The organism is Paraburkholderia silviterrae, assembly GCF_004353915.1.
Lineage (GTDB): Bacteria > Pseudomonadota > Gammaproteobacteria > Burkholderiales > Burkholderiaceae > Paraburkholderia > Paraburkholderia silviterrae.
The window spans coordinates 52587-78950 of the sequence record NZ_SMRP01000004.1 but is presented as its reverse complement, the minus strand read 5'-3'; the positions used below and the strand labels follow the sequence as shown (position 1 = coordinate 78950).

Below are 26364 nucleotides of genomic sequence, written 5' to 3'. Positions count from 1 at the left end.
GCGTTGAAGCGCCCCATTTGGGTGCCGCACTGCACCACTAGGGTAAATGCTAGTTGCCCGTAAGGGAGCGGAAGTTTAAAGTTTCGCTTAGTTCTGATGCACCGAATTTGCAGGTGGAGAACGAGGAGACAACTGAGGCACAAAGTGCCCGGATAAGGAAGCGCTGTTGGATGAGAGTCCAACAGCGCTTTTAATTTGTGCGTTAGTTTTGTGAGATGCACACGCCTCGTTCTCCCGATTATCTTTTCCCCCTCCGCTGTTTCTTTTTCCACTCGCATTACGTCTGCCTGGCATCTGCCCGCCGGTCGCCAATAATCGGCACTTCCGCGCGAGTTTTTCCTCTCTTCGAATTACGCAAAATTCTCCGCAGAGCACGAAACGCCCGCCTCACATGGCTCTGCGCGTTACGCATTGCACGCGGCTTTGCACGTGCGTTGCATTCGTGTTGTAAGCGATTGGAAAGCGCTTGCCGCGCCAAACATCACTCCGTTACACTCGCCATTCACCGACCATGCGGTCAGCATTATCTGCTGGCGTGGCTTCCCAATTTGCGGGCCAGCGCATCGCGCATGGGTACGCGGGCGCTGCCGTATTGAAATCCGGAAGCACCGAAAATCCGCGGCAATAAAGAAAACGATTATCGAAGGAGTGGAGATGCAGTTGGTTTGGCGTTGGATGAGCGCGGCGTGCGTCGCGACCGGGGTGCTCGCGGCGACAGCAGGTGCGGCGCAGGCGGACGTGAAGATCGGCGTGACGCTGTCAGCCACCGGGCCCGCCGCCTCGCTGGGGATTCCCGAAAGAAACACCATCGGGTTGTTGCCGAAGGAAATTGCGGGTCAGAAAATCGATTACATCGTGCTCGACGACGCCACCGATTCCACCCAGGCCGTGAAGAACGCGCGCAAGCTTACGAGCGAGGATCACGTGGACGCGCTGATCGGCTCGACCGTGGTGCCGAATTCGCTCGCGATGATCGACGTCGCCGCCGAAACGGCCACGCCGATGATCTCCATGGCCGCTGCGGCCTCGATCGTCGAGCCGATGGACGCGAAGCGCGCCTGGGTCTTCAAGACGCCGCAAAACGATCAGCTGATGGCCGGCGCCATCGCGCACCACATGGCTGCGCACGGCGTGAAGACGGTGGCCTTCATCGGCTTCTCGGATGCCTACGGCGAGAGCTGGTACAAGGCGTTCGGCGCGGCGGCCGCGAAGCAGAACATCAAGGTCGTGGCGAGCGAGCGCTTTGCGCGCAACGATGCTTCCGTCACGGGCCAGGTGCTCAAGATGATCTCGCAGCATCCCGACGCCGTGCTGATCGCCGGCGCGGGTACGCCGGCCGCGCTGCCGCAGAAGACGCTCAAGGAGCGTGGCTACGCGGGCAAGATCTATCAGACGCATGGCGTGGCGAACAACGACTTCCTGCGCGTCTGCGGCAAGGATTGCGAGGGCACGTATCTGCCTGCCGGCCCGCTGCTCGTGGCCGACCAGTTGCCGGCCACGAACCCCGTCAAGCAATCGGCGCTCGCGTACACGGCGGCCTACGAAAAGGCCTGGGGCGCAGGCTCGATCTCGACGTTCGGTGGCCATGCGTGGGACGCGGGTCTGCTGCTACAGCACGCGATTCCGGTCGCACTGAAGGCGGGCCAGCCCGGCACGAAGGCGTTTCGCGAGGCGCTGCGCAAAGCGCTTGAAGACTCGCACGACGTCGCGGGCGCGCATGGCATCTTCGACATGAGCGCGACCGATCACGCGGGCCTCGATCAGCGCGCGCGCGTGATGGTGCAGATTACCGGCGGCAAGTGGAAGCGGGCCGGCGACTGAGTTTCACGAGGAACGCGCAAGCACATCAAGCAAGGGACCAAGAAAGGCACGCTCGAACGAGGTGCCTTTTTTGTTGCCGATGCAACGACGCTGTGCAGCACGGCACGGGCACAAAGCAGGGCAGGGGAGCAGTCGACAAAACGGAACGCGCACCGTGCGCGCGGCGGCAAGTGCTGCGCTGCGGGCAGGGAAAACCATGCATCACACGCGCGATCCCGATTACTACACTCAGAGGCCAGCGCCGGTTTTACGAAGATCGTAGCAATCGGTGCGGGATGACTCGATAACACGCAGGCAAAGGGCTTGGAGACGCGCAATGAAAACGAAGAAGTGGGTTTTGAGGTCGATTAGCGCCGGACTCGCAGCGGCGCTAATGGGCGTGGCCGGCATGGCCGCCGCGCAGGTGAAGATCGGCGTGACGCTTTCGGCGACGGGGCCGGCTGCATCGCTCGGCATTCCGGAGAAGAACACCATCGCGCTGCTGCCCAAGGAGATCGCGGGCAAGAGCGTGCAGTACATCGTGCTCGACGACGCCTCCGACACGAGCAAGGCCGTGCAGAACACCCACAAGCTGATCGACGAGGATCACGTGGATGCGATCATCGGCTCGTCGGTGACGCCCAATTCGCTGGCGATGCTCGACGTCGTCGCGCAAGGCAAGACGCCAATGATCTCGCTCGCGGCGTCGGCGGCCATCGTGCATCCGATGGACGACAAGCGCAAATGGGCCTTCAAGACGCCGCAGAACGACAGCCTGATGGCCGACGCGCTCGCGGGTTATATGGAGAAGCACGGCGTGAAGACGGTGGGCTTCATCGGCTTCACGGATGCCTATGGCGACAGCTGGTTCAAGGAGTTCAGCGCGGCGGCCGCGAAGCACAACCTCAAGATCGTCGCGAACGAACGCTATAACCGCACGGATTCGTCGGTCACGGGCCAGGCGCTCAAGCTGATGTCGGCGAACCCCGATGCCGTGCTGATCGCAGGTTCCGGCACGCCCGCGGCGCTGCCCGCGACCACGCTCAAGGATCGCGGCTACAAGGGCAAGATCTATCAGACGCACGGCGTGGCGAACAACGACTTCCTGCGCGTGTGCGGCAAGGACTGCGAAGGCGAGATCCTGCCCGCCGGCCCGATTCTCGTCGCCGATCAGCTGCCCGACTCGAACCCGGTGAAGCAGTCGTCGCTCGCTTATAAGGCGGCGTACGAGAAGGCCTACGGCGCAGGCTCCGTGGCGACCTTCGGCGGCCATGCCTGGGACGCGGGCCAGATGCTCCAGCGCGCGATTCCGGTCGCGCTCAAGACGGCTCAGCCCGGTACCGAGGCGTTCCGCGTGGCGCTGCGCGACGCGCTCGAGAACGTCAAGGAGCTGCCGCTTTCGCACGGCATCATGAACACCACGCCCACCGATCACAACGGCCTCGACGACCGCGCCCGCGTGATCGTGGAGGTGGTCAACGGCAAGTGGAAGCTGCAGAGCGAGTGACGAGGGCGTAGCAACGCGATGGCGTGATGCTGCGCGGGCGCGCAGTGTTACGTGAAACACGCGCAATGCTCGCAACACTCACACTTCATTTCGGCCACTGACAATGGCCGCGCACCGCGGCCTCGCGGTGCGCTCCCGCAGAGCATCCTTGAACGCGGCGCAGCCTGTGCAGCTGCGCCGCACGTTTTTCCCGCATCGCCATCTTTTCCGACGTACCTGGTTTCACGCGCTACAGAAAGAGGGGTTATGGATTTATCGATCGCCGCGATCCTCGCGCAGGACGGCATCACCACCGGAGCGATCTACGCGCTGCTCGCGCTCGCCCTGGTGCTGGTGTTCTCCGTGACGCGGGTGATCTTCATTCCGCAGGGCGAGTTCGTCTCGTATGGCGCGCTGACGCTCGCCGCGCTGCAATCTCAGAAGTTTCCCGCCACCTGCTGGCTGCTCGTCGCGCTGGGCGCCGCGTGCTTCGTCGTGGAGACGGCGGGGCTCGTGCGGCATGCCGAGCGGCGCAAGCATGCGCCGCGCACGCTCGTGACGCTCGCGAGCAGGTATCTGCTCTTTCCCATTGCGCTCTATGTGCTCACGCGCGGCCTGGCCGGTCAACAACTGCCCATGCTCGTGCAGATTGCGCTCACGCTTGCGATCGTCGTGCCGATGGGGCCGTTCGTTTATCGGCTCGCGTATGAGCCCATCGCCGAGGCAACCACGCTCCTGTTGTTGATCGTGGCGGTTGCGGTGCACTTCGCGATGGTCGGGCTCGGGCTCGTGATGTTCGGTGCGGAAGGTTCGCGCACGAACGCATTCACCGACGCCACGTTCAACGTGGGGAGCCTTTCGATCTCGGGGCAGAGCCTCTGGGTGATCGGCACCGCAGCGGTGCTGATCGTCGTGCTGTACGTCTATTTCGATCGCACGATCTCGGGCAAGGCGCTGCGCGCGACCTCGGTGAACCGGCTGGGCGCGCGCCTCGTGGGCATTGGCACGACCCAGGCCGGGCGGCTCGCGTTCACGCTTGCAGCAGGACTCGGCGCGCTGTGCGGCGTGCTGGTGGCGCCGCTCACCACCATCTACTACGACTCGGGCTTCCTGATCGGCCTGAAGGGCTTTGTGGGCGCCATCATCGGCGGCCTGGTGAGCTATCCGCTGGCCGCTGCGGGCTCCGTGCTCGTGGGCCTGCTGGAGTCGTACTCGTCGTTCTGGGCAAGCTCCTACAAGGAAGTGATCGTGTTCACGCTGATCATTCCCGTGCTGCTGTGGCGCAGCCTTTCCACGCCGCATGCCGAAGAGGAAGAGGAGTGAAGCGATGAAACGACTCGTTCTACATAACCGCTTCTTCTGGTTGTTCCTCGTGGTCATGTTCGCGCTGCCGGTGCTGCCGCACCCCGTGCACGTGCCCGAATACTGGATCACGTTGCTCAACTACATCGGCCTCTATTCGATCGTCGCGATCGGACTCGTGCTGCTCACCGGCATCGGCGGGATGACGAGCTTCGGGCAGGCCGCGTTCGTCGGGCTCGGCGCCTACGCGACCGCGTATCTGACCACCCAGTACGGCGTCTCGCCGTGGCTTGCGTTGATTGTCGGCGTCGTTATCACGGCGCTCGTTGCGCTCGTGCTGGGGCTCGTCACCATGCGGCTCTCCGGGCATTTCCTGCCGCTCGGCACCATCGCCTGGGGACTCGCGCTGTTCTTCCTGTTCGGCAATCTCGACATGCTGGGCAAGTACGACGGGATCAACGGCATCCCGGTCCTCAACGTGCTCGGCATCGACCTCGAGTCGGGGCGCCATATTTATTACTTGATCTGGGTGGTCGTGCTGGCCTCGGTCGTCTCCGTTCAGAATCTGCTTAATAGCCGCACGGGCCGCGCAATCCGCGCGCTGCGCGGCGGCGGCCAGATGGCCGAGGCGATGGGCGTGAACACGGCATGGATGCGCGTCGTGATCTTCGTCTACGCGGCTGTGCTCGCGGCGGTGTCGGGCTTCCTCTACGCCCATCTGCAGCGCGCGGTGAACCCCACGCCGTTCGGCCTGAACCACGGGATCGAATACCTGTTCATGGCCGTGGTGGGCGGCGTGGCGCATGTCTGGGGCGCGGTGCTGGGCGCGGCGATCCTCACCGTTCTGCAAGATTGGCTGCAGACGCTACTGCCGAAGCTGCTGGGCGAGAACGGCAATTTCGAGATCATCGTGTTCGGCATTTTGATGGTCCTGCTGCTGCAATACGCCCGTCGCGGCGTGTGGCCGTTCGTGGCGCGCTTCTTTCCACGCGGGCCACAGGCTCACGTGCCCGAGCACGCCGAGCCTTTGCCGCAGCGCAGCAAGCCGGCAACGGGCGAATTGCTGCTGACCGTCGACAAGGCGCGCAAGCAGTTTGGCGGGCTCGTGGCGGTCAACGACGTGAGCTTCGAGGTGAGGGCGGGGCAGATCATTGGCTTGATCGGCCCGAACGGCGCGGGCAAGTCGACGACGTTCAACCTCGTGACGGGTGTGCTGCAGCCGACTAGTGGCGCAATCACGTTCCGCGGCGAGCGCATCGACCGCCTGACTTCACGTGAAATCGTCGCGCGCGGCATCGGACGGACGTTCCAGCACGTCAAGCTGCTGCCGACGATGACCGTGCTGGAAAACGTCGCGATCGGCGCGCATCTGCGTGGCCATTCGGGCGTGCTGCGCAGCGTCGTGAAGCTCAACGCGGCGGAGGAGGGCCGTCTGATGAGCGAGGCCGCCAAACAGCTTCGCCGCGTTGGCCTCGAGCAGCACATGTACGACGAGGCCGGCAGTCTCGCGCTCGGACAGCAACGCATTCTGGAAATTGCGCGGGCGCTTTGCTGCGACCCGACGCTGCTGTTGCTCGACGAGCCTGCTGCCGGCCTGCGTTACCAGGAGAAACAACAGTTGGCCGGCTTGCTGCGCAGGCTGAGAGAGGAGGGGATGAGCGTGCTGCTGGTCGAACACGACATGGACTTCGTGATGAATCTCACCGACCGCCTGGTCGTGATGGAATTCGGCACGCGGATCGCGGAAGGATTGCCGGAAGAGGTGCAGCAGGACCCGGCGGTGCTCGAGGCTTATCTGGGCGGGGTGGAATGATGAGCACACCCGTACTCGAAGTCTCCGGACTCGCCGTGCGCTACGGCAAGATCGAGGCGCTGCACAAGGCGGCGATCAAGGTCGGCGCGGGGCAGATCGTCTCCGTGATCGGCCCGAACGGCGCCGGAAAGTCCACGCTGCTCAATGCCATCATGGGCGCGCTGCCTGTTACGGGTCATGCCAGTGGCCGGATTGCCTGGCTGGGCGAGGAAATCGGCACGCTGCCCATCGAGCGGCGCGTCGCGCGCGGTATGTGCCTAGTGCCGGAGAAGCGCGAGTTGTTTGCTTCGATGACCGTCGAGGACAACCTCGTTCTCGGCGCCTATCGACGTAAGCGGGCCGGTGAGCGCAATTTCCTCGACCAGCTCGATCACGTGTTTCAGCTATTTCCACGGCTCAAGGAGCGGCGCGGCCAGGCTGCGGGCACGCTCTCGGGTGGCGAGCGCCAGATGCTTGCGATCGGGCGTACGCTGATGGGCAAGCCGGATTTGCTGATGCTCGACGAGCCTAGCCTCGGGCTGGCGCCGCTGATCGTGAAGGAGATCTTCCACATCATCAGCGCGCTGCGGCAGACCGGCGTGGCGACACTGCTGATCGAGCAGAATGCACGTGCCGCACTGCAGATCTCCGATTACGGCTACGTGCTCGAAACGGGCGATCTGGCGCTGGAAGGGCCAGCGAGCGAACTGGCGCAGAATCCACGAGTGATCGAGACTTACCTCGGCCTGGCCAAGAAGCCTGTCTGATTAGCGGACTGATCTCGTCAACCTCTGCAGAAAACGGCGGCGTGTTTCACGTGAAACACGCCGCTTTTTTTCGTTTGAGCGTGGAACGAAATTCGGGTGCGAACGGCTTAAAACCCGAAACCGTTATAATTCGCGCATACCACTTTTTCTGAGAAGGCTCACGCGGTCCATTCGTCCGTGCGTGAGGTCCCCGCCATGCTTTTTCCCACAGAGTTTGACGTAATCGTCGTCGGCGGCGGTCACGCCGGCACCGAGGCAGCGCTTGCCGCCGCCCGCATGGGCGTCAAGACGCTCCTGCTCACGCACAACATCGAAACACTCGGTCAGATGAGCTGCAATCCGTCGATCGGCGGCATTGGCAAGGGCCATCTGGTCAAGGAAGTCGACGCGCTAGGTGGCGCGATGGCCGCTGCCACCGACGAGGGCGGCATCCAGTTCCGCATCCTCAATTCGTCCAAGGGCCCAGCCGTGCGTGCGACGCGCGCTCAGGCCGACCGCATCCTGTACAAGGCGGCGATCCGTCGACGCCTCGAGAATCAGCCGAATCTCTGGCTGTTCCAGCAGGCGGTGGAGGACCTGATGGTCGAAGGCGACCGCGTGGTCGGGGCCGTGACGCAGGTGGGTATCCGCTTCCGCGCGCGCGCCGTGGTGCTGACGGCGGGGACGTTCCTCGACGGCAAGATTCACGTGGGCCTGAACAACTACACAGGCGGTCGCGCTGGAGATCCGGCGGCTGTGACGCTGTCCGCACGCCTGAAGGAGCTGAAGCTGCCGCAAGGCCGGCTCAAGACGGGCACGCCGCCGCGTATCGATGGCCGCTCGATCGATTTTTCGGTGCTCGAAGAGCAGCCGGGCGACCTCGATCCGGTGCCGGTCTTCTCGTTCCTCGGCAGGGCGGACCAGCATCCGCAGCAGATTCCGTGCTGGGTGACGCACACCAACGAGCGCACGCACGACATCATTCGCGGCGGTCTCGACCGCTCGCCTATGTATACAGGCGTGATCGAAGGGGTGGGGCCGCGCTATTGCCCGTCGATTGAAGACAAGATTCACCGCTTTGCCTCGAAGGAATCGCATCAGATCTTCCTGGAACCGGAAGGCCTCACGACCAACGAGTTCTACCCGAACGGGATCTCGACGAGCCTGCCGTTCGACGTTCAACTCGAGCTCGTGCATTCGATGCGCGGGCTCGAGCATGCCCATATCCTGCGCCCGGGCTATGCGATCGAGTACGACTACTTCGATCCGCGTGGCCTGAAGGCATCGCTGGAAACGAAGGTCATCAATGGCCTGTTTTTTGCGGGCCAGATCAATGGCACGACGGGCTACGAAGAGGCCGCAGCGCAAGGCCTGCTTGCGGGTATCAATGCCGGCCTGCAGGTGCAGGGCAAGGACGCGTGGTGTCCGCGTCGCGATCAGGCGTACCTCGGCGTACTGGTCGACGATCTGGTGACGCGCGGCGTTTCGGAGCCGTACCGCATGTTTACGAGCCGTGCCGAATATCGTCTGAGCCTGCGCGAGGACAACGCCGACATGCGTCTGACGGAAATTGGCCGCGAACTGGGCGTCGTCGACGACGTCCGCTGGGACGCATTCAGCCGCAAGCGCGATGCTGTTTCACGTGAAACAGAACGCCTGAAGTCGACGTGGGTGAATCCGAAGACGCTTGGCGCGGAAGAGGCGACCGCCCTGCTGGGCAAGCCAATCGATCGCGAATACAACCTTGCTGATCTGCTTCGCCGTCCTGGCGTGAACTACGACGGTGTGTGCGGTCTGCGCGAGGGCGCTTGTGCGCCTGAAGCACCGCTTGCCGACGATGAGGTCCTGCTTGCCCAGATCAAGGAACAGATCGAGATCGGCATCAAATATCAGGGCTATATCGACCGTCAGGCCGATGAAATCGAGCGCAATGGCGCGCACGAGAATACGCGGCTACCCGAGGGCATCGATTACGCTGAGGTGCGCGGCTTGTCGTTCGAGGCGCGTCAGAAGCTGGATCAATTCCGTCCCGAAACGATCGGCCAGGCGTCGCGCATCTCGGGCATCACACCTGCCGCAATCTCGCTGCTGATGGTTCACCTCAAGCGCGGCCTCGGTCGCCGCCGTCAGAGTTCGTCCGATCAGGGCACCGACAACACGCCGGTGGCTCAATGACGGGCCGCGCACGGCAACCCGGCATCGCGGACCGCGACGCACTCGCGCAATTGCTGAAGGAGGGCGCGCAAGCGCTCTCCCTCGACTTGAGCGAGCGGCAACACGAACAACTGCTGGCCTACGTCGCATTGCTGGCGAAGTGGAACGCCGTCTACAACCTGACGGCGATCCGAGATCCGCGCCAGATGCTGATTCAGCACATCCTCGATTCGCTTTCGATCCTGCCGCACTTGCCAGCGCGCGCCGATGCCGCGGTGCTCGACGTCGGCTCGGGCGGTGGTTTGCCCGGCATCGTGCTGGCGATTGCGCGACCTGACTGGCAAGTCACGTTGAACGACATCGTGCAGAAGAAGTCGGCGTTCCAGTCGCAGGCCAAGGCAGAACTGGGCCTCACGAATCTCTCCGTGGTGACGGGGCGCGTCGAAACGCTGCGTCCCGGTGTCGAAGTGCCAAAAAAATTCGATTTGATCGTCTCGCGGGCATTCGCGGAGCTCGCCGATTTCGTTACACTGGCCCGTCACCTCGTTGCGGACGGTGGAGCGATCTGGGCGATGAAGGGCGTACGGCCCGAAGGCGAGATCGAGCGTTTGCCGGCCGGCGCGCGAGCGGTGCAAACGATCCGCCTCGCGGTGCCGATGCTCGACGCGGAACGGCATCTGACCGAGGTGTTAATCGAACCGGCAACTACCGCCTGATCGCTGACACAGTAGCGTGGTTCACTGAACGGGATAGCCCAAGCCGGGTGGCCCAGGCCTGAATGGCCCAGGCCGGATGGCCCAGGCCGAAAAGCCGAATAGCGCGTCCGATAGCGGGTGCGCTATAACGTAAGCAAACTTTCTAAGGCAGTAAAAGGGACACACGAAAGATGGCAAAAATCTTCTGCGTTGCGAACCAGAAGGGCGGCGTCGGCAAGACGACGACAACGGTCAATCTCGCCGCGAGCCTCGCATCGCAGGGACAACGTGTCCTTCTCATCGATCTCGACCCGCAGGGCAATGCCACGATGGGCAGTGGCATCGACAAGGCGGCGTGCGAGAACACGGTTTATGAAGTCCTCGTCGACGGCGTGACGGTGCCGCAAGCGCGCACGCGTCCGGAGCAGGTGGGCTACGACGTGCTGCCCGCCAACCGCGAGCTGGCCGGCGCCGAGGTGGAGCTGGTGTCGGTCGATCAGCGCGAGCGCCGCCTGAGGAGTGCGCTCGCCGAGGTCGACGACGAATACGACTTCGTGTTGATCGACTGCCCGCCGGCGTTGTCCTTGCTCACGCTCAACGGGCTGTGCGCGGCGCATGGTGTCGTGATTCCGATGCAGTGCGAGTACTTCGCACTCGAGGGCCTCTCGGACCTCGTCAATACGATCAAGCAGGTGCACGCGAACATGAATCGCGACCTGAAGGTGATCGGTCTTTTGCGCGTGATGTTCGATCCGCGCATTACGTTGCAGCAACAGGTATCGGAGCAATTGAAGGAGCACTTTGGCGACAAGGTGTTCGACGCGGTGATTCCGCGCAACGTCCGCCTTGCGGAAGCGCCCAGCTACGGCTTGCCGGGCGTGGTGTTCGACCGCGCGTCGCGCGGCGCGCAGGCCTATGTGCAATTCGGCGCGGAAATGATCGAGCGCGTACGCGCACTCTGACGCAGACTGGAGACGCACGATGAACGCAGTAGCACGGAAGAAGGGGCTGGGCCGAGGACTGGAAGCATTGCTCGGCGGCAGCGCGGACATCACCGAAGCGGTGAAGATCGATGGCGCGCCCAACACGCTTGCGCTCACGCAGATGCAGGCCGGCAAGTACCAGCCGCGTACGCGCATGGACGAAGGCGCGCTGCAGGAGCTTGCGGCGAGCATTCGCGCGCAGGGGCTGATGCAGCCAATCCTCGTGCGTCCGGTCGGACCCGAGCGCTACGAGATCATTGCGGGCGAGCGGCGCTTCCGCGCGGCGCACATTGCCGGGCTCAAGGAAGTGCCGGTGCTCGTGAAGGATGTGCCCGACCAGGCCGCCGCCGCGATGGCGCTGATCGAGAACATTCAGCGCGAAGACCTGAATCCGCTCGAAGAGGCGCAGGGCATCCAGCGTCTGCTCGATGAATTCAGTTTCACGCACGAGCAGGCCGCCGAGTCGGTGGGGCGCTCGCGCAGCGCGGTGTCGAACCTGCTGCGTCTTCTGAATCTGGCCGCGCCGGTGCAGACCATGCTGCTCGCAGGCGATCTCGACATGGGCCACGCGCGCGCGTTGCTTGCGGTGGACGCCGCCACGCAGATCGTGCTCGCCAATCAGGTGGTCAACAAGCGCATGTCGGTGCGTGAAACGGAGAAGCTCGTTTCGACCACCACCAAAGCCGCGCCGGCGGTGAAGGCAAAGGCGGCGCACGACGGTGGCCGCGACACGCGTCGCCTCGAAGAGGAGCTGTCTGATTTGCTGGCCGCAGCGGTCAGAATCAAGCTCGGCCGGCGAGGGCGCGGTCAGCTCACGGTCGACTTCGGCGACCTCGATGCACTCGACGGCATTTTGATTCGCCTGCGCGGCGAGACCGCTGTTTGATTTGAGGCTCGTCCTCGTTCCCGGTGCGTGAATCCGATGCCGCCACGCGCGGCCCGTTAAGCCTGCTTTGCTGGCTCGGCGCGTTCGCGCTCGCCGAGCCGGTCCTCTCGATACTCGTCGCCGCGCTCGTGGTGCTGCAGATTTGCGCGCCGCGCGCGTGGTCTACGCTCCCCGCGTTAGTCGACTGGCAAACGGTGATGACGCTCGCCGGACTGCTGATTCTCACCAAGGCGCTCGAATATTCAGGATTCCTGACTTGGGCGGCGCATCGGCTTGTGCACCGGATCCGCTCCGAGCGAGCGCTGGCTTTCCTCCTTGTCGCGTTCGCAGCGGCGCTCTCGATGGTGGTGACGAACGATGTCGCGCTCTTCGTCGTCGTGCCGCTCGTGCTTTCGCTGCACCAGCTCACGCCGCTGCCATTAAAGCGATTTGTAATCGTGATCGCGCTTGCCGTGAACGCAGGCTCGGTGCTCACGCCGCTCGGCAACCCGCAAAACCTGTTTCTCTGGCAACTGAGTGGTGCGTCATTTGGTCGCTTCGTTGCGGCGCTTGCGCCGCTGTGCGCGCTGCTCATGGTGCTGCTGTTCGCGCTCGCGGCGCTGCTGTTCCGGCCGAGACCACTCGATTTGACGAAGGACGTGCAAAGGCATCCGGTCGATCGCGCGTTGGCTGGCGTCGCCACATTGCTTTTCGTTGCATTCGTGCTGCTCGCCGACACGCATCGCGCGGGCATTGCGCTGGCCGGCGTCGGCGTGGGTTTCCTCATCTGGCGCTCGCGCATCGTACTGAAGATCGACTGGCTACTGCTGCTGATCTTCATTCTGATGTTCATCGTACTGCGCAGCGCCGCCGCGCTGCCGTGGATCCATCACGCGCTTGCGAACCTCGGGTTGCAGTCCCCGTTACGCGCCTATGCCGCGGGCGCCGTGCTCTCACAGGCGATCAGCAACGTGCCTGCTGCCATCGTGCTCGCCGGTTTCACGCACGACTGGCGCGCGCTGGCGTTCGGCGTGAGCGTCGGCGGCTTCGGACTCGCTATTGGCTCGCTAGCGAATCTCATCGCCGTGCGCCTCTCGGGCGAGCGCGGCGTATGGCTGCCGTTTCATTTGATCGCTATCCCGTTCTGGGTAGTCGCCGTATTTGGCGGCGGACTGGTGTTGTTTTTTCTCTGACGGAAAAACGACAAAATGCCTTCACACGCGCCGTTCCAGGGTAAAATCGCGCCCCGTTTTGCTTGGCTCTCCTGACGGTCCGGCGCTTCCTTACAGTTGGCGTTACCTGTCGCGTAATGGTGAGTTTTCCGCATGATGAAGTAGCATTTCATACGTGTTATTGAACGGCCTAAAGTCTTGAATTGGCTGCAACTATCGCTTACAATCGCCCGGATTTATTTGGTTGGCGGCGCCGTAAGCGCGTTGCAAGAAAATAGGCGGAAGCCAAATATCCGGAATAACGCAATGGTGGGTCAGAGGCCAGACGAAGCGCCAGAGGCGCATGAAGGGCCCGAAGGTCCGCAACGCGGAACCGAAGCATCCAGCAAGGAGCAGGGTGCAGGTCCGGAGCAAGGAAAGGCCGCTTCCGTGCGCCATGATCCCAATGCGGAGCGTCACGCTGATCGCACTTCGGATCACAACGCGCGGTGGGATCAGTTGGACGCCGACCAGCAAGATAACAACGACATCGTTCCGCTCACCCGGACCGAAGCCGAGCAACTCTTCGGCGCACAGGTGAGCCGCCCGTCGCGCGTCACGCCGTTTCGTGTCGTGGCAGCGCAAGTGGTTTTGTCCCTGGTTGCTGCGTTGTTGTGGTGGCTGTTCTATAAGCCACCGGGGGTGGCTGCGCCGGACGCTGTGGTGCTGTCCGCGCTGCTCGGCGGAGCGATCTGCTGGATACCCGGTGCGCTGTTCGCGGCGCGCCTGAAGCAGTTGAGCAAGGCCGGCACCGTGTTTAACTGGATGCTCGGCGAAGCGTTCAAGATGGGGGCGACGATTGCGATGTTCGTTGCCATCGCGTTCTGGTATCGCGACGTGCAGTGGATCCCGTTGCTCGTCACGTACCTGATCGCATTGAAGACATACTGGATCGCGCTCGCGTGGCGCTGACCCGTCGCTGACATCGCGCCGCCTTTCGTGTGAGAGGCGTCGAAGCGATCGAAGTGGCAAGCGGTTGGCACATGTTGGGCTATGACTCGATCCGAGGCGGTGCGTTCCCGCAATAGAGCATTGCGCGGGAGCGGCCTGGGCCAATTGGCCAGAACCGATTTTCGACAATTTGGGTGGTTTTAACGATATGGCAGCCAGCGAAGGAACGAGCGCTCCGGGTCCGTCCGAGTACATTGCGCACCACTTGCAGAACTTTGCCACTGGGCACCAGACGTCGATCGTCGACTTCCATGTCTGGAACATCGACACGCTGTTCTGGTCGATTCTTTGCGGCGTCGTGACCATCCTCATCCTGCGCCTCGCCGCGCGTAAAGCTACACCGGGTGTGCCGGGCCGCTTCCAGTGCGCCATCGAAATGCTGGTCGAGTTGGTCGAAGACCAGTCGAAGTCCATCGTTCACGGCAACCGCACATTCATCGCACCGCTCGCGCTGTTCGTGTTCATCTGGGTCGCGCTCATGAACTCGCTCGACTTCATTCCCGTCGATCTGCCCACGCGCGTGATCGGCTGGCTCGGCCTGTCCGAAGTGTTCCCGCATCAGCGCATCGTCCCGACCGCCGACCTGAACGGTACGTTCGGCATCGCGCTCGGCGTGTTCGTGCTGATGATCTATTACAACCTCAAGATCAAGGGCGCAGGCGGCTTCGTGCACGAGCTGCTCTCGGCCCCGTTCGGCGCGCATCCGCTGCTGTGGATCCCGAACCTTGCACTGAACATCATCGAGTTCGTCGCCAAGACGGTTTCGCTTGCCCTGCGGTTGTTCGGCAACATGTATGCAGGCGAGCTGCTGTTCCTGCTGATCGCGCTGCTGGGCGGTCTGTGGAGCTTCGGCGCGGACACGACGGTGCTTGGCTTCATCGGCCACGTGATTGCGGGCAGCGTCTGGGCGATCTTCCACATCCTGATCGTTCTGCTGCAGGCGTTCATTTTCATGATGCTGACGCTGGTGTACATCGGCCAGGCACACGACAAGCACTAAGTGCTCGTCAAACCAGATTTGCAGTTCTATAAATCCCCAGTTCCAGAAAATCTCACAAAGGAGTGATCATGCAAGCTTTCATCGCCAACATCCAGGGTTTCACGGCCATCGGTATCGGCATCATCATCGGCCTGGGTGCAATCGGCGCCTGTATCGGTATCGGCCTGATGGGCGGCAAGTACATCGAAGCCTGCGCGCGTCAGCCTGAACTGATGAACCCGCTGCAGACGAAGATGTTCCTGCTGGCTGGTCTGATCGACGCGGCGTTCCTGATTGGCGTGGGTGTTGCAATGCTGTTCGCGTTCGCCAACCCGCTGCTCTCGAAGCTCGCGGGCTAAGTTCCCTGGAAGGTTGCGCCCGAGCTATAACCATAGATGCGGGCGCAGAGCGGAACGGGTGACGAGGCGCTGATCGAGTTTCACAACCGATGAGCGCCTTGCCGTTTCAACTCCCCGGAATAGCAACGTAAAAGGAAACACCGTGAATCTCAACGCAACCCTGTTTGCGCAAATGGTCGTGTTCCTGATCCTCGCGTGGTTCACGATGAAATTCGTGTGGCCACCGTTGGTCAACGCCCTCGACGAGCGCTCGAAGAAGATCGCGGACGGCCTCGCCGCCGCGGAAAAGGGCAAGGCGGAACTCGAAGCTGCGCACAAGCGCGTCGGCGAAGAACTCGCTACGGCCCGTAACGAGGGTCAAAGCCGCATCGCAGACGCTGAGAAGCGCGCACAGGCCGTCGCAGAAGAAATCAAGGCCCAGGCACACGCCGAAGCGGCACGCATCATTGCTCAAGCAAAGGCCGACGCCGACCAGCAGGTCGTGAAGGCACGCGAAGCGCTGCGTGGCCAGGTCGCGGCACTTGCCGTACAAGGCGCCGAACAGATTCTGAAGCGCGAAGTCGACCAGACGGCACATGCCGAACTGCTGAATCAACTGAAAGCCGAGCTCTGATCATGGCCGAACTTGCAACCATCGCCCGCCCGTACGCAGAAGCGTTGTTTGGCGTGGCCGAAGCTGGTGACACCGCCGCCTGGTCCACGCTCGTCGCGGAGCTGGCACAGGTTGCGGCCTTGCCCGAGGTGCTGTCGGTCGCGACGAGCCCGAAAGTGAGCCATGCACAGGTCGTCGAGCTCCTGCTCGCGGCGGTGAAGTCCCCTCTCAAGGATGCGCCCGAGGCGAAGAACTTCGTGCAGATGCTGGTCGCGAATCACCGCCTGGAACTGCTGCCGGAAATTCACGCACAGTTCGAAGCGCTCAAGAACGCCAAGGCAGGCGCCGCGGACGCGCTGATCGTCAGCGCGTTCCCGCTTGAGGGTGCCCAGTTGAACGAGCTCGTCGCCAGCCTCGAACGCAAGTTCAAATGCAAGCTGAAGCCGGCTGTTGAAATCGACAAGTCGCTCATCGGCGGCGTGCGCGTCACGGTCGGCGACGAAGTGCTCGATACCTCGGTCCGCGCGCGGCTCGCCAGCATGCAGGTGGCACTGACCGCCTGAGCGCCCACGCGTGGGCGCGGCGGCTGGCACGCAACAGAATTGAACATCAGGAGCGAATAATGCAACTCAATCCCTCTGAGATCAGCGAGCTGATCAAGAGCCGGATCCAGGGCCTCGAAGCGAGCACGGACGTTCGCAATCAAGGCACCGTGATCTCCGTGACCGACGGTATCGTGCGTATCCACGGCCTGTCGGACGTGATGCAGGGCGAAATGCTCGAATTCCCGGGCAACACCTTCGGCCTCGCGCTGAACCTCGAGCGCGACTCGGTCGGCGCCGTGATTCTCGGCGAGTACGAGCACATCTCGGAAGGCGACATCGTCAAGACGACGGGCCGCATTCTCGAAGTGCCGGTGGGCCCGGAACTGATCGGCCGCGTGGTCGATCCGCTCGGCAACCCGATCGACGGCAAGGGCCCGGTCAACGCCAAGCTCACCGACGCAATCGAAAAGATCGCCCCGGGCGTGATCTGGCGTGAAGGCGTGTCGCAGCCGGTGCAAACCGGTCTGAAGTCGATCGACGCCATGGTGCCGATCGGCCGCGGCCAGCGTGAGCTGATCATCGGCGACCGTCAGTGCGGCAAGACCGCGGTGGCCGTCGACACGATCATCAACCAGAAGGGCAAGAACCTCTTCTGTATCTACGTCGCGATCGGCCAGAAGGCTTCGTCGATCCAGAACGTGGTGCGCAAGCTCGAAGAAACGGGCGCGATGGAGTACACCATCGTCGTCGCCGCTTCGGCTTCGGAATCGGCCGCGCTGCAGTACCTCGCGCCGTACGCCGGCTGCACGATGGGCGAATACTTCCGCGACCGCGGTCAAGACGCCCTGATCATCTATGACGACTTGACCAAGCAAGCCTGGGCATACCGTCAGATCTCGCTGCTGCTGCGCCGTCCGCCGGGCCGTGAAGCTTACCCGGGCGACGTGTTCTATCTGCACTCGCGTCTGCTCGAGCGCGCCGCGCGCGTCTCGGCCGACTACGTCGAGAAGTTCACGAACGGCGAAGTGAAGGGCAAGACGGGTTCGCTCACCGCCCTGCCGGTCATCGAAACGCAAGCTGGCGACGTGACCGCGTTCGTTCCGACGAATGTGATCTCGATTACCGACGGCCAGATCTTCCTGGAAACCGACCTCTTCAACGCAGGCATCCGCCCGGCTATTAACGCCGGCGTGTCGGTCTCGCGTGTGGGTGGTGCGGCTCAGACCAAGGTCATCAAGAAGCTGTCGGGCGGTATCCGTACCGACCTCGCACAGTACCGTGAACTCGCAGCGTTCGCGCAGTTCGCATCGGACCTCGACGAAGCGACCCGCAAGCAGCTCGAGCGCGGCCGCCGCGTGACGGAACTGCTCAAGCAGCCGCAATACCAGCCGCTGCAAGTGTGGGAACTGGCTGTCGCGCTGTTCTCGGCGAACAACGGCTACCTCGACGACCTCGAAGTCAAGGACGTCCTGCCGTTCGAGAAGGGCCTGCGCGAATACCTGAAGTCGAAGCACGCCGACCTCGTCGGCCGCATCGAGGACAAGAAGGACCTGTCGAAGGACGACGAGAACGCGCTTCACGCGGCTCTCAAGGACTTCAAGAAGTCCGGCGCATACTGATCCGTCCGGGAATCAATCACGATAAACGGACATTGAAGCGGCGCGGGCAGCATTGAGGCCCGCCTCGCTTCGATCAAGGAGCAAGCAATGGCTGGAATGAAGGAAATTCGCGGCAAGATCAAGAGCGTGCAAAACACGCGCAAGATCACCAAGGCGATGGAAATGGTCGCGGCGTCGAAGATGCGCCGTGCCCAGGAGCGCATGCGCGCCGCACGCCCGTATGCCGACAAGGTCCGCGACATCGCTGCGCACATGAGCCGTGCGAATCCCGAGTATCGCCATCCGTTCATGACGGAAAACAACGATGCGAAGGCCGCCGGCGTGATTCTCGTCACGACCGACAAGGGTCTGTGCGGCGGGATGAACACCAACGTGCTGCGCGCGACGCTGCAGAAGTTCAAGGATCTGGAAGCGTCCGGCAAGACGGTCGAAGCAACGGCGATCGGCAACAAGGGCCTCGGTTTCCTGAACCGTCTGCGCGCGAAGGTCGTCTCGAACGTCGTGCAGCTCGGCGACACGCCGCACCTCGAAAAGCTGATCGGCGCGATCAAGGTACAGCTCGACCAGTACTCGGAAGGCAAGCTCTCGGCGGTGTACCTGGCGTACACGCGCTTCGTCAACACGATGAAGCAGGAACCCGTCATCGAGCAGCTGCTGCCGCTGTCGAACGAGCGCCTTGAAGGCAATGACGATGGCGCGACGCCGAAGTCGCAGTGGGACTACATCTACGAGCCGGACGCGCAAACCGTCGTGGACGAACTGCTGGTCCGCTATGTCGAAGCTCTGGTCTATCAGGCCGTGGCGGAAAACATGGCGTCGGAGCAGTCGGCCCGTATGGTCGCGATGAAGGCAGCGTCGGACAACGCGAAGACGGTCATCAACGAACTGCAGCTCTCGTATAACAAGAGCCGCCAGGCCGCGATTACGAAGGAACTTTCGGAAATCGTCGGCGGCGCAGCAGCGGTCTGACCGGGCACAAGCCGAACGCGAAACCGCGCCGCTGCGCTGCCTGCAGCAAGCGGCGGCCGAGTGAAGAATTCAGGTATCTAAAGGAAAATCGATGAGTACAACTGCTTTGCCGGAAGGCAAGATCGTACAGTGCATCGGCGCGGTGATCGACGTGGAATTCCCGCGTGAGCACATGCCGAAGATTTACGACGCGCTCATTCTCGACGGGTCGGAACTGACCCTCGAAGTGCAGCAGCAGCTCGGTGACGGCGTCGTGCGCACCATCTGTCTGGGTGCGTCGGACGGCCTGCGCCGCGGCACCGTGGTCAAGAACACGGGCGAGCCCATCAGCGTGCCGGTCGGCAAGCCGACGCTCGGCCGCATCATGGACGTGCTCGGCCGTCCGATCGACGAAGCCGGTCCGATCGTTAGCGAAAACAAGCGCGCGATCCACCAGAAGGCTCCGGCGTTCGACGAGCTCTCGCCGTCGGCTGAACTGCTCGAAACCGGCATCAAGGTTATCGACCTGATCTGCCCGTTCGCAAAGGGCGGCAAGGTGGGTCTGTTCGGCGGTGCAGGCGTGGGCAAGACCGTCAACATGATGGAGCTCATCAACAACATCGCGAAGGAACACGGCGGTTACTCCGTGTTCGCGGGCGTGGGCGAGCGTACCCGTGAGGGCAACGACTTCTACCACGAAATGAAGGACTCGAACGTTCTGGACAAGGTCGCGCTGGTGTACGGCCAGATGAACGAGCCGCCGGGCAACCGTCTGCGCGTCGCGCTGACGGGTCTGACGATGGCCGAGTACTTCCGTGACGAAGGCCTCGACGTGCTGTTCTTCGTCGACAACATCTACCGTTTCACGCTGGCTGGCACGGAAGTGTCGGCACTGCTCGGCCGTATGCCTTCGGCGGTGGGCTATCAGCCGACGCTGGCAGAAGAGATGGGCAAGCTGCAAGAGCGCATCACGTCGACGAAGAAGGGCTCGATTACCTCGGTTCAGGCCGTGTACGTCCCTGCGGACGACTTGACCGACCCGTCGCCGGCTACGACCTTCGGCCACCTGGACGCAACCGTTGTGCTTTCGCGTGACATCGCCTCGCTGGGTATCTACCCGGCAGTCGACCCGCTCGACTCGACCTCGCGCCAGATCGACCCGAACGTGATCGGCGAAGAGCACTACTCGATCACGCGCCGCGTGCAGCAGACGCTCCAGCGCTACAAGGAACTGCGCGACATTATCGCGATTCTGGGCATGGACGAACTGTCGCCGGAAGACAAGCTGTCGGTCGCCCGCGCACGCAAGATCCAGCGTTTCCTCTCGCAGCCGTTCCACGTCGCGGAAGTCTTCACGGGCTCGCCGGGCAAGTACGTGCCGCTGAAGGAAACCATCCGTGGCTTCAAGATGATCGTCGACGGTGAGTGCGATCACCTGCCGGAGCAGGCGTTCTACATGGTCGGCACGATCGACGAAGCCTTCGAAAAGGCCAAGAAGATCCAGTAAGGGTCGGGTGTTACGCGAAGGGCGCCTCGACGCAAGTTGAGGCGCCGCTGCAAGCACCTATCGGATAACCCCGCGCAAGCGGGGATGAACCCTCCAGGAGTCGACACATATGGCAGCAACCATCAAGGTAGACGTCGTCAGCGCCGAAGAGAGCATCTATGCCGGCCAGGCGAAGTTCGTCGCGCTTCCGGGTGAAGCCGGCGAGCTGGGCATTCTGCCGGGCCACACGCCGCTCATCACGCGGATTCGTCCAGGTGCGGTGCGCATCGTGGGCGCGGACGGCGATGAAGAGTTCGTGTTCGTCGCCGGCGGCATTCTCGAAGTGCAGCCGGGCGCCGTGACCGTGCTCGCCGACACCGCGATCCGCGGCAAGGATCTCGACGAGGCGAAGGCCGCCGAGGCGCGCAAGCGTGCAGAAGAGGCGCTGCAGAACGCCGGTTCGAACCTCGAGTACGCAACGGCGCAGGCGGAGCTCGCCTACGCAGTGGCGCAGCTCGCGGCGATCCAGCGCCTGCGCAAGATGAATCAGCACTGATTTCGCGACGGCCCGCTCCCATGGAGTGGCCGGTCGCTCTGAAACGGGCTCCCCGATTGGGGAGCCCGTTTTTTTTGTGCGCTCGCCTGAACGAGCGGGCCGGACAACGCGTTGCTCAGCGCCGACACGAGAAAATCACTTGACGTTTACGGAAAGGTAATGCGAAATCATGCCTTCGCGCCTCGCGAGGACACGCTCGCAGACGTCGACCGCCGCCCATGCGCTGCGGGTAAAACTTGATGCTGCTGGCCGCGCGCACAGTGGCACAATGGTTTTCAAATCTATTTCAGTCGGGAGTGAGACTCCCGGGGAGACAGCCACCATGGCAATCGACGCAGCAGGTGCGCGCGAAGCGCTCATCGCGCCGAAAGACGGGCTTTCCTACGTGCGTGGAGCGACCGCTACGCCGCTTTCCGACGCGACCATCGGCACTTTCCTGCAGGAGACCGCACAGCGCTTTCCTGAGCGTCCTGCGGTGGTGTTTCGCGAACAGGACATCCGCTGGACGTGGCGCGAGTTTGCCGAAGAAGTGGACGTGGTCGCAGCCGGCTTCCTCTCGCTCGGCATTGCGCCGGGTGACCGGGTCGGCATCTGGTCGCCCAATCGCTTCGAGTGGCTGCTCACGCAGTTCGCGACTGCGCGCATCGGCGCGGTGCTGGTCAACATCAATCCTGCCTACCGGCTCGCCGAGCTCGAGTACGCGCTGAACAAGGTGGGCTGCAAGGCGATCGTCGCGGCGGAAAGCTTCAAGACCTCGAAGTACGTCGAGATGCTGCAGACGCTAGCGCCCGAGCTCGCGAGCGCGGCGCCAGGCGATCTGCACGCGGCGAAGCTGCCCGAGCTGCGAGCAGTGATCCGCATGTGCGACGCCGAGACGCCCGGCATGCTGAACTTCAGCGAGCTGATCGAGCAGGGACGTGAGCGGCTCGAGCGCGACGGCAAGGCCGAGCTCGATGCGATCGGCGCGACGCTCGTTGCCGACGATCCCATCAACATCCAGTTCACGAGCGGCACCACGGGCAACCCGAAGGGCGCGACGCTCACGCACCGCAACGTGCTCAATAACGGCCGCTTCATCGCCATGGCGATGCAGCTCAGCGAAGCAGATTCGCTCTGCATTCCGGTGCCGCTCTATCACTGCTTCGGCATGGTGCTTGCGGTGCTCGCGTGCGTTTCAGTGGGCGCGGCCATGGTGTTTCCGGGCGAGGCATTCGACCCGCGTGCGACGCTCGAAGCGGTGTCCGAGGAGCGTTGCACCGCGCTGCACGGCGTGCCGACGATGTTCATCGCCGAGCTCGATCATCCCGACTTCGCGCGCTTCGATCTTTCGCGCCTGCGTACGGGCATCATGGCGGGCTCGCCGTGCCCGATCGAAACGATGAAGCGCGTGGTCTCGAAGATGCATCTCGCGGAGATCACCATCGCCTACGGCATGACCGAGACGAGCCCGGTATCGTTCCAGAGCTCGACGACCGACCCGCTCGACAAGCGCACGACCACGGTGGGGCGCATCCAGCCGCACCTCGAGGTGAAGATCGTCGACGCGCTCGGCAACATCGTGCCGGTGGGCGAGACGGGCGAGCTCTGCACGAAGGGCTACTCGGTGATGCGCGGCTATTGGGGCGATGAAGCGAAGACGGCCGAATCGATCGTCGATGGCTGGATGCACACGGGCGACCTCGCGACGCTCGACGCCGAGGGCTATTGCAATATCGTTGGGCGCCTGAAGGACATGCTGATCCGCGGTGGCGAGAACATCTATCCGCGCGAGATCGAGGAGTTCCTGTTCCGACATCCCAAGGTGCAGTCGGTGCAGGTGTTCGGCGTGCCCGATGCGAAGTACGGCGAAGAGGTGTGCGCGTGGATCGTGCTGCGCCCCGGCGAGGCGGCCACGCCTGAAGAGATTCAGGCGTTCTGCCAGGGGCAGATCGCGCATTACAAGATCCCGAAGTACATCCGCTTCGTCGACGAAATGCCGATGACGGTGACGGGCAAGGTGCAGAAGTTCGTGATGCGCTCGCGCATGATCGACGAACTGAAAATCAGCGAGCAGAAGACCGCTTGAGACTCCTTGAGACCGCTTGATGCTGATGTTTCGCGGCGGCGCCAACGTGTCGCCGCTGCGAAACAACTCAAGCGGATGAAACGCCAGATGCTTTGCATGCCGAATGAACTGCGCGGCAATCGGCACAGCCGCGAATTAGCGGTGGCGGGTTAACCCGGCAAGCTGGCTGAATACGAATATTGGCGGTGGAGGATTGTGCGCGCGATTATTCTTGCCATCGCAACAACCGGTGGCGAAAAGCGCTGAACAGGGAGAATGGACGAAAAAAAAGCGGGCCTGGAGCCCGCTAAAAACCACACGCTACGGGGTTAGCGCGAGGAGACCAAATGAGGAGCCGGATCTTGGTGCGTCCAAAACGCCGGTTACGGCTCCAGCAAGGATGCCCCAGCAAGGGCTTCGGCATGACGCCGACCGGCAGGTGTATCGTGTCCGCTCACACTTGCACCGAGCCACATCCGTGTTGAAACCGTTGAAGGCATTGTGGGCGAATTAATGAACCTTGGCGGTAACAAAGTGTTTCAGGTTGTAACGCCCGTCAGATAAGGCTCTGCGGGATTTTTTGCCATCCTGAGCGTTTTTCGAAAGTCATTTTTACCTGCATTTTTTATTACTGTCAGACGATGCGAAGGTATGTATTCGGCGCATCATTCTTAACGCATGAAAAAAGCCCTATCGTATGGGCATTGCGGCAAATCGGTCGCTTGAAAACGCAAATCGCATACGCACATGCAGCATGGATTCCTGATTGAATCCGTGCGTGAAATGCAAGGATTGCCCATATCGCACTGCAACGTGTGGTTGCAACTCCTCATAAGGTTTAGACCATATGTCACGCCGGGTATGCCCCGGCGCCCGCTATTGCGCCGTCACATTACTTGAGCCATTTGTCCGAGATCGCCTGATACTCGCCGCTTGCGCGCGCGAGGTGCAGCCACTGATCGACGTATTGCTGGAACACCACGTCGCCGCGCGGGACCATCCACGCCTTCTCGCCATACTGGAACGGCTTGTCGGGATGCACCGAGCACAGCCCCGGGTTGAGCTTTTGCTGCAGTAGCGTCTCGGATGCGTCGGTGACCATTACGTCGGCCTTGCCCGCGAGGATCTGCTTGAAGATCGTCACGTTGTCCGGATAGACGGTGAGGTTTGCGTGCGGGAAAAACTGCTTCGCGAAGCGTTCGTTAGTGCCGCCCGGGTTCACGATCACGCGCGTGGAGGGCTGGTCGATCTGCGCGGCCGTCTGATACTTGCTCACGTCGTCGCAGCGCACGATGGGCGTCTTGCCGTCGACCTGATAGGGCTCGGTGAAGAATGCGCGCTTCTGCCGCTCCAGTGTGGTCGACACGCCGCCCACCGCGACGTCGCATTTCGCGAGGAAGTCGTTCAACAGGTTCGACCACGTGGTCTTCACGAACTCGGCCTTCACGCCCAGCGACTTCGCGAGCGACTCGGTCATGTCGATGTCGATGCCTTCGAACGTGCCGTCCTGCTTGTAGAACGAGTAGGGCTTGTAGTCGCCCGTCGTGCACGCGCGCAGCGTGCCGCGCGATAACACCTCATCGAGCCGCGATGGCGTGGCGACGCCCGGCGTAGCGACGCCCGGCGCGGCCGCGCCCTGGGCGAATGCGTCAGGCGTTACGGCAACGCCGGCCATGCCGGCAGCAAGCGCGGCGATCAATGAGCATGCGGCAGCGGCCTTCTTCTTGTTCATGCGGCGTGTCTCCTCTCTTATGGATGTTTCGATGTAATGGATCGGAAAGGCATCCGATCATAGCCCGCGCGCAGGCACGCGTTAAGCGTGGACTGACCGGGTTGGCGCGTGTGCAAAAGACGCCCGGATGCGCATGAGGTTTGCATGCGTCCGGCGCGGCGTGCGGTGCTTATGCCGGCCATCAGCGTCATGCCGTGGCGGTCGCTCCGGTAGAATGGCCGTCTGCTTTCGAATCTCGCGCGTCAAGCGCCTCCCGCCCGTGGCTCACACTCTTCTGAACGACACTTTCCTGCGCGCATTGCTGCGTCAGCCGACCGAATACACGCCGATCTGGCTGATGCGCCAGGCGGGCCGCTATCTGCCGGAGTACAACGCCACGCGCAGCCGCGCAGGCAGCTTTCTCGGCCTTGCCAAGAATCCCGACTACGCAACCGAGGTGACGCTGCAACCGCTCGAGCGTTATCCGCTCGACGCCGCGATCCTGTTCTCGGACATCCTCACGATTCCCGACGCGATGGGCCTCGGTCTCTCGTTCCAGGTGGGCGAGGGGCCGAAGTTCGCGCATCCGGTGCGCAGCGAGGAAGACGTCGCGAAGCTCGCGGTGCCCGATATCGGCGCGACGCTCGGCTATGTGACCGACGCCGTGCGCGAGATCCGCCGCGCGCTCACCGACGCGCAGGGACGCCAGCGCGTGCCGCTCATCGGCTTCTCGGGCAGCCCGTGGACGCTCGCCTGCTATATGGTCGAGGGCGGCGGCTCGGACGATTTCCGCACCGTCAAGTCGATGCTTTACGCGCGCCCCGATTTGATGGAGCGCATTCTCGAGGTCAATGCGCAAGCCGTGGCCGCGTATCTGAATGCGCAGATCGAAGCCGGCGCGCAAGCCGTCATGATCTTCGACACCTGGGGCGGTGCGCTCGCGGACGGCATCTATCAGCGCTTCTCGCTTGCATACATCAAGCGCGTGGTGGCCCAGCTCAAGCGCGAGCATGATGGCGAGCGCGTGCCCGTCATCACCTTCACGAAGGGCGGCGGCTTGTGGCTCGACGAGATCGCCGAAACGGGCGTCGATGCGGTCGGCCTCGACTGGACCGTCAACCTTGGCCGCGCGCGCGAACGCGTGGGCGATCGTGTGGCGCTCCAGGGCAACCTGGACCCGACGGTGCTGTTCGCCTCGCCGGCAGCGATCCGCGAGCAGGCGCGCGCGGTACTCGACAGCTTCGGCGCCCATCCGGGCCACGTGTTCAACCTCGGACACGGCATCTCGCAGTTCACGCCGCCTGAAAACGTCGCCGAGCTCGTCGACGAAGTGCATCGCCACAGCCGCGCTTTGCGTGCCGCGGCGGCGTGATTTTTTGTTGCGTCGCAGCGAACTGGGCTCCAGGCATCAGGGTCTAGCCTGGCTCAAGAACCCATCTAGATGCCGTTGCGCCGCTGTCAAGACTTGACTTATACACACTTACCTCGTTGCGGCGCGCAAGAGGGAAAAATTGCCGCATGGCGGTAGCGATGCCTGTGA

At 62.9% G+C, this 26364-nt stretch carries 22 protein-coding genes; 21 read left to right on the top strand and 1 reads right to left on the bottom strand.

Annotated elements, in window-relative coordinates:
- Positions 1-654 precede the first annotated feature (654 nt).
- The 20 genes from EYW47_RS10700 to EYW47_RS10605 all read left to right on the top strand — a co-directional run bounded on the left by EYW47_RS10700 (position 655) and on the right by EYW47_RS10605 (position 23134).
- Entirely contained in the window at positions 655-1821 is a 1167-nt protein-coding gene (locus EYW47_RS10700) for an ABC transporter substrate-binding protein (RefSeq protein ID WP_133194836.1), read from the top strand.
- A gap of 316 nt (positions 1822-2137) precedes the next feature.
- On the top strand, positions 2138-3307 hold the full coding sequence (locus EYW47_RS10695) for an ABC transporter substrate-binding protein (RefSeq protein WP_133194835.1): 1170 nt from the start codon (positions 2138-2140) through the stop codon (positions 3305-3307).
- A gap of 246 nt (positions 3308-3553) precedes the next feature.
- The gene (locus EYW47_RS10690) at positions 3554-4609 is read left to right on the top strand and encodes a branched-chain amino acid ABC transporter permease (RefSeq protein WP_133194834.1); all 1056 of its coding nucleotides are present in this window, start codon (positions 3554-3556) and stop codon (positions 4607-4609) included.
- Positions 4610-4613: 4 nt separating this feature from the next.
- The gene (locus tag EYW47_RS10685) at positions 4614-6401 is read left to right on the top strand and encodes a branched-chain amino acid ABC transporter ATP-binding protein/permease (RefSeq protein WP_133194833.1); all 1788 of its coding nucleotides are present in this window, start codon (positions 4614-4616) and stop codon (positions 6399-6401) included.
- Positions 6401-7147 carry an ABC transporter ATP-binding protein gene (locus tag EYW47_RS10680; protein WP_377785240.1) on the top strand — a complete coding sequence of 249 codons (747 nt, stop codon included), beginning with the start codon at positions 6401-6403 and terminating at the stop codon, positions 7145-7147. The genes EYW47_RS10685 and EYW47_RS10680 overlap by 1 nt, the downstream gene beginning before the upstream one ends.
- A gap of 195 nt (positions 7148-7342) precedes the next feature.
- The gene (gene mnmG / locus EYW47_RS10675; RefSeq protein ID WP_133194831.1) at positions 7343-9301 is read left to right on the top strand and encodes a tRNA uridine-5-carboxymethylaminomethyl(34) synthesis enzyme MnmG; all 1959 of its coding nucleotides are present in this window, start codon (positions 7343-7345) and stop codon (positions 9299-9301) included.
- Positions 9298-9996 carry a 16S rRNA (guanine(527)-N(7))-methyltransferase RsmG gene (gene rsmG, locus EYW47_RS10670; RefSeq protein WP_133194830.1) on the top strand — a complete coding sequence of 233 codons (699 nt, stop codon included), beginning with the start codon at positions 9298-9300 and terminating at the stop codon, positions 9994-9996. The genes mnmG and rsmG overlap by 4 nt, the downstream gene beginning before the upstream one ends.
- A 170-nt stretch (positions 9997-10166) precedes the next feature.
- On the top strand, positions 10167-10937 hold the full coding sequence (locus EYW47_RS10665; RefSeq protein ID WP_133194829.1) for a ParA family protein: 771 nt from the start codon (positions 10167-10169) through the stop codon (positions 10935-10937).
- A 19-nt stretch (positions 10938-10956) separates the two neighbouring features.
- Positions 10957-11844, top strand: a complete 888-nt coding sequence (locus tag EYW47_RS10660) for a ParB/RepB/Spo0J family partition protein (protein ID WP_028220045.1) — start codon at positions 10957-10959, stop codon at positions 11842-11844.
- A 62-nt stretch (positions 11845-11906) separates the two neighbouring features.
- Positions 11907-13016: an SLC13 family permease gene (locus EYW47_RS10655; RefSeq protein ID WP_165976539.1), complete on the top strand. Its 1110-nt coding sequence runs from the start codon at positions 11907-11909 to the stop codon at positions 13014-13016.
- Between the two features lie 408 nt (positions 13017-13424).
- Entirely contained in the window at positions 13425-13946 is a 522-nt protein-coding gene (locus EYW47_RS10650) for an ATP synthase subunit I (RefSeq protein ID WP_133195106.1), read from the top strand.
- 187 nt (positions 13947-14133) lie between these two features.
- Positions 14134-14985, top strand: a complete 852-nt coding sequence (gene atpB, locus EYW47_RS10645; protein ID WP_133194827.1) for a F0F1 ATP synthase subunit A — start codon at positions 14134-14136, stop codon at positions 14983-14985.
- Positions 14986-15053: 68 nt separating this feature from the next.
- The gene (atpE, locus tag EYW47_RS10640; protein ID WP_028203308.1) at positions 15054-15323 is read left to right on the top strand and encodes a F0F1 ATP synthase subunit C; all 270 of its coding nucleotides are present in this window, start codon (positions 15054-15056) and stop codon (positions 15321-15323) included.
- Positions 15324-15465: 142 nt separating this feature from the next.
- Entirely contained in the window at positions 15466-15936 is a 471-nt protein-coding gene (locus tag EYW47_RS10635; RefSeq protein ID WP_133194826.1) for a F0F1 ATP synthase subunit B, read from the top strand.
- Between the two features lie 2 nt (positions 15937-15938).
- The gene (locus EYW47_RS10630) at positions 15939-16478 is read left to right on the top strand and encodes a F0F1 ATP synthase subunit delta (RefSeq protein WP_133194825.1); all 540 of its coding nucleotides are present in this window, start codon (positions 15939-15941) and stop codon (positions 16476-16478) included.
- A 59-nt stretch (positions 16479-16537) separates the two neighbouring features.
- A complete protein-coding gene (atpA, locus tag EYW47_RS10625; protein ID WP_133194824.1) occupies positions 16538-18079 on the top strand; it encodes a F0F1 ATP synthase subunit alpha in 1542 nt (513 codons plus the stop codon).
- Between the two features lie 87 nt (positions 18080-18166).
- Positions 18167-19048: a F0F1 ATP synthase subunit gamma gene (gene atpG / locus EYW47_RS10620; protein ID WP_133194823.1), complete on the top strand. Its 882-nt coding sequence runs from the start codon at positions 18167-18169 to the stop codon at positions 19046-19048.
- Between the two features lie 91 nt (positions 19049-19139).
- A complete protein-coding gene (atpD, locus tag EYW47_RS10615; RefSeq protein ID WP_133194822.1) occupies positions 19140-20534 on the top strand; it encodes a F0F1 ATP synthase subunit beta in 1395 nt (464 codons plus the stop codon).
- Between the two features lie 109 nt (positions 20535-20643).
- Positions 20644-21069 (top strand): F0F1 ATP synthase subunit epsilon, encoded by a 426-nt coding sequence (locus EYW47_RS10610; protein ID WP_133194821.1) that lies wholly within the window; start codon positions 20644-20646, stop codon positions 21067-21069.
- 322 nt (positions 21070-21391) lie between these two features.
- Positions 21392-23134 carry an AMP-binding protein gene (locus tag EYW47_RS10605; RefSeq protein WP_133194820.1) on the top strand — a complete coding sequence of 581 codons (1743 nt, stop codon included), beginning with the start codon at positions 21392-21394 and terminating at the stop codon, positions 23132-23134.
- A gap of 871 nt (positions 23135-24005) precedes the next feature.
- Here EYW47_RS10605 and EYW47_RS10595 read toward each other — a convergent pair.
- The gene (locus EYW47_RS10595) at positions 24006-24845 is read right to left on the bottom strand and encodes a transporter substrate-binding domain-containing protein (protein WP_377785239.1); all 840 of its coding nucleotides are present in this window, start codon (positions 24843-24845) and stop codon (positions 24006-24008) included.
- A gap of 259 nt (positions 24846-25104) precedes the next feature.
- Between EYW47_RS10595 and hemE the strand changes: the two genes are divergently transcribed.
- The gene (hemE, locus tag EYW47_RS10590; RefSeq protein ID WP_028220032.1) at positions 25105-26196 is read left to right on the top strand and encodes a uroporphyrinogen decarboxylase; all 1092 of its coding nucleotides are present in this window, start codon (positions 25105-25107) and stop codon (positions 26194-26196) included.
- The last annotated feature ends 168 nt before the right edge of the window (positions 26197-26364 follow it).